We start from the raw sequence: 4,235 nt of genomic DNA, 5'->3' as shown, positions 1-4,235 counted from the left end.
TATAGAATTTTCTGCAGATAGGGTAAAGAAGTCTAATGATTTATAATTTGATAAAACTTTGAATTTATAGGTGGGATTAAAGTTTTAAAAAATAAAAAATGTAACATAGTTGTAACAAAACCTTATTATGATGTAAATCAATGACTGATAGTTAAAAATCATGAAAATAAATTAAAACTTAATTTAAGAGTAATTATTGAATTTATTTGCTAGGAGGAAAAGCAATTGTATAATAAAACAATTTTGGTTACTGGTGGTACGGGGTCTTGGGGAAACGAACTGATAAGACAATTAGTAAAAGAAACTCCAAGGGAAATACGAGTTTTTTCACGAAATGAAACGGCACAATTTGAAATGCAACAAAAATTTGCTAATCATGATAATTTGAAATTTATCATTGGAGATATTCGTGATAGGGGAGCATTGGTTTCTGCTTGTAAAGATGTTCAGTATGTGTTTCACCTGGCCGCGTTAAAACATGTTCCAGTATGCGAATACCAACCTGATGAGGCGATTAAAACAAATATAAATGGTACGCAAAATGTCATTGAAGCAGCTATTCAAAATCATGTAGAAAAAGTAATATATGTTTCAACTGATAAAGCTGCTGATCCATCTAACACATACGGAATGACAAAGGCAATGGGAGAGAAGCTAATCATCCATGCCAATTTACAATCCAGTAAAACAAAGTTTATTTGTGTCCGTGGTGGAAATGTTTTAGGTTCAAGTGGAAGTGTGGTCCCTCTGTTCAAAAATCAAATAAAGGAACATGCAAGAATTGGTATTACAGATTTTGATATGACGAGATTTTTCTTAACAATTGAAGATGCCGTTCGGTTGTTATTTAAAGCTACGTATGAAGGAAAAGGCGGAGAGATCTTTGTCATGAAAATGCCAGCTTGTAAAATTATAGATTTGGCAGAGGTATTAATTGAAGATGCTCAAAAGAAACAGGTACAAATTAAAGAGTTAGGAATTCGTCCAGGAGAAAAATTAAGTGAATTGCTGCTTTCTGAAGTAGAGAGTAAAACAAGCGTATGCTTTGATGAAGATTATTTTGTAGTATTACCTACTGTTCATATTGAGGGCCTAAAAGAATACTATTCGAATTATCCACCTGTTACCTTATCGAATTATAATTCTCAACAGGATTTACTACCAAAAAATGAAGTAGAGCAAATGTTGAAAAAAGGAGGATTTCTATCATGAAAAAAGATGCATCTCTTTTGATTACCGGCGCAAACGGTTTTACAGGACGACACGCGTATCAATATTTTTCACAGTTAGATATCAACGTCATTCCTATGTTTCAAACTCATACTCGTATAATTGAAGCTCCCAATAGTGTGGTATGTGATTTAACAAATAAAACCGCAGTAATGAGCTTAATTAAGAGAATAAAACCGGATTATGTATTACATCTAGCCGGACAGAATTCAGTTTTAGAATCATGGAAGAAGCCTCTGGATAGCCTCGAAATTAACATTATAGGAACTTCTTATTTATTAGAAGCATTAAGACAAGTGGTTCCAAATAGTAAGACACTGATTTTAGGATCGGCACTACAACATGATTTAACAAAAGGGACAACCCCTCCTCATCCGTATAGTTTAAGCAAAACTATGCAAGCAATGATTGCTGATGCATGGGGCGAACTGATGGGGTTGGATATTGTTATAGCAAAGCCCTCTAATCTAATTGGCCCAGGTGAATCTACAGGAATATGTTCGCTTATTGGAAAGAAATTAATAGATATTGAAATGGGGAAATGTGAGCCAATCATTGAAATTAATGACCTACAAGCTACAAGAGATTTTTTAGATGTTCGAGATGCAGTTGCTGCTTATCATGTATTGCTGTGTGCAGGTGAAAAAGGAAAGAAATATAATATTGGGTCGGGTGTAAAACGTTCATTATTAGAGGTACTAAGTATGTATAAAGAAATAACGAACTTAGATTTTCGGATACGAGAAACAAATAGTGTGAAGAGTAAAGATCAATCGGATTTGATTTTACATGATATAAAAAAACATGGCTGGTCTCCTAAAATTCAATTTATAGATTCATTGCAAGATGTATGGGAGTACATGAGGAAAAGCAGAACATCAAGGAGAAGTATAAAATGACGCTTCACCCTAGAAATAAGATAGATATATTCTCTATAAATACGATAGATAACGATACCATAACTATAAATATTTCTGATGAATTAGATTGGAATGATCCGGAGAAACACGCATTACTTTTACTAAAAAAAATAAAAGAATGCGTAACGTTTGTTGAGAGTAAAGAAATGTATCAAAAAATTTCGAGTATAGTAGGAAAAAGGAAATTTGCCATACAAATATTTACTAAATTTGAATCAAATGAATATGGAAATGACTTTTACGAAATTGTAGAGGATCTTTTGTTAGATAAGGGATATGAATTCAAAGTTTATTAAATAAATCAATTATATAGAAAGTTTGCCTAATTAGGAAATTCAATAACCAGTAACAGAGAAAATTTTTTCAATTACTTTTTCCACATTCGTTAGGAGTGAATACAACATGGACTATGTGACAGGGCTTAGAAAGATTGTAGGACATCGTCCTTTGATTTTAGTTGGAGCTGTTGTTATTTTAATTGATGAAGAAAATCGTATCTTATTGCAGAAGAGAAAGGAACCAAACGGTCTATGGGGAATTCCTGGAGGGCTAATGGAGTTAGGCGAATCAATTGAAAATACTGCGAAAAGAGAAATTCATGAAGAAACAGGATTGCTAGTAGAGGGGCTTACGTTATTTAATGTGTTTTCTGGAGAATCATATTTTAGGAAATTGGAAAACAAAGATGAATTTTATGCGATTACCGTTGTGTATAGCTCCAAGAAGTTTAAAGGGAAATTACAAATATCGGATAATGAATCTTTACATTTACATTTTTATAATATTGATAAATTACCAGAAGACATGCTAATTACACACAGAAACATTCTTTATGACTTCTTGAAAAAAACGAATGTTTAGTAGTTTGGTTTGAGGGCTATTAAGGTGATAGAAATGGTAGGGAAAGCAAATGAACCTCTATTAATCTAAATCTAAGTATTTTAATCAAAAATAAAGGTGGAATCATGTATGCGTAAAAGAATTCTATTTACTGGAGGCGGTACAGCTGGCCATGTCATGGTTAACATGGCTCTAATCCCTGAATTTATGAAAAAGGAATGGGATATCCAATATATCGGATCTCAAAATGGGATTGAAAATTCACTAATTACCAATGTACCGTATCATAGTATTTCAACAGGGAAACTTAGGCGGTATTGGGATTGGAATAATATAAAAGATCCTTTCAAAATTTTAAAGGGATGTCTACAGAGTTATAGATTAATTAAAAAAATGAAACCAAATATTTTATTTTCAGCAGGTGGATTTGTAGCTGTTCCCGTAGTTATAGGAGCACGTTTAAATAAGGTACCTATTATTATACGTGAACCAGATAGTACCTTGGGACTTGCTAATAAAATTTCTCTTCCTTTTGCAACGAAATTATGTACAACTTTCCCTGATACAGAAAAGAATTTAAATTCAGAAAAAATCACTTATATTGGTCCAATTGTAAGAGAAGAAATTCTAAAAGGTAATAGATTACGCGGAAAAGACTTTTGTGGATTTCAACTAAATAAACCTATGCTACTTGTAATGGGAGGAAGTCAAGGGGCACAGTGGATTAATGATGTAGTGAGAAACAGCTTGGATACATTGTTAATGGAATTTAATATTGTTCATATTTGTGGAAAAGGAAAAAAAGATTCATCTATCAAAATAGAGGGATACAAACAGTTCGAATATGTAGGAGAAGAATTACCAGATATACTGCAACTGGCTAGCATAGTAGTTTCAAGAGCTGGCTCTAGCGCTATTTCTGAATTGTTAACTTTGAAAAAGCCAACGCTTCTTATTCCACTTACTAGTGGTTCAAGTAGAGGAGATCAAATCATAAATGCAAAATACTTGGAACGTTCAGGCTATGCCGAAGTATTACTTCAAGAAGATACAAAACATGATACGTTTATTCGCGCGATAAAAAAATTATACAATAATAAAGAAAAGTACATTCAAAATATGAATGATTCTAACATGGGAAATAACGAAGGGCTGCTCCAGTTAGTTAATTTAATTAGTGAAACATGTAAACCTAATTGATGAGTTTGGATGAGGGTATATAGTCTAATTCCTTCATCATAAAAA

The 4,235-nt window shown here is 32.6% G+C and carries 5 protein-coding genes; all 5 read left to right on the top strand.

The features are described 5' to 3' along the window. Positions 1-225 precede the first annotated feature (225 nt). Positions 226-1,212: a UDP-N-acetylglucosamine 4,6-dehydratase family protein gene (locus tag ACQGS6_RS23705; RefSeq protein WP_426965701.1), complete on the top strand. Its 987-nt coding sequence runs from the start codon at positions 226-228 to the stop codon at positions 1,210-1,212. Then, complete coding sequence (locus tag ACQGS6_RS23700) at positions 1,209-2,129, top strand: NAD-dependent epimerase/dehydratase family protein (protein WP_426965700.1); 921 nt, start codon at positions 1,209-1,211, stop codon at positions 2,127-2,129. The genes ACQGS6_RS23705 and ACQGS6_RS23700 overlap by 4 nt, the downstream gene beginning before the upstream one ends. After that, positions 2,126-2,446 (top strand): DUF6572 domain-containing protein, encoded by a 321-nt coding sequence (locus tag ACQGS6_RS23695; protein ID WP_081144002.1) that lies wholly within the window; start codon positions 2,126-2,128, stop codon positions 2,444-2,446. Before ACQGS6_RS23700 ends, ACQGS6_RS23695 begins: the two co-directional genes overlap by 4 nt. A 106-nt stretch (positions 2,447-2,552) precedes the next feature. Continuing rightward, positions 2,553-3,011, top strand: a complete 459-nt coding sequence (locus ACQGS6_RS23690; protein WP_081144003.1) for an NUDIX hydrolase — start codon at positions 2,553-2,555, stop codon at positions 3,009-3,011. A 108-nt stretch (positions 3,012-3,119) separates the two neighbouring features. Next, on the top strand, positions 3,120-4,190 hold the full coding sequence (locus ACQGS6_RS23685) for an undecaprenyldiphospho-muramoylpentapeptide beta-N-acetylglucosaminyltransferase (RefSeq protein ID WP_426965699.1): 1,071 nt from the start codon (positions 3,120-3,122) through the stop codon (positions 4,188-4,190). Positions 4,191-4,235 lie beyond the last annotated feature (45 nt).

The sequence above is a fragment of the Bacillus sp. GMs2/2 genome (assembly GCF_050172095.1).
In the GTDB taxonomy this organism is placed as follows: Bacteria; Bacillota; Bacilli; order Bacillales; family Bacillaceae_G; genus Bacillus_A; species Bacillus_A cereus.
Note: the sequence above shows the minus strand (reverse complement) of the source record. Positions and strands in the feature narration are given on the sequence as shown.

Excerpts from the sequence above, each read along its gene's own strand:
- ACQGS6_RS23685 (WP_426965699.1), top strand. The coding sequence starts at position 3,120 with ATGCGTAAAAGAATTCTATTTACTGGAGGCGGTACAGCTGGCCATGTC.
- ACQGS6_RS23690 (WP_081144003.1), top strand. The coding sequence starts at position 2,553 with ATGGACTATGTGACAGGGCTTAGAAAGATTGTAGGACATCGTCCTTTG.
- ACQGS6_RS23700 (WP_426965700.1), top strand. The coding sequence starts at position 1,209 with ATGAAAAAAGATGCATCTCTTTTGATTACCGGCGCAAACGGTTTTACA.
- ACQGS6_RS23695 (WP_081144002.1), top strand. The coding sequence starts at position 2,126 with ATGACGCTTCACCCTAGAAATAAGATAGATATATTCTCTATAAATACG.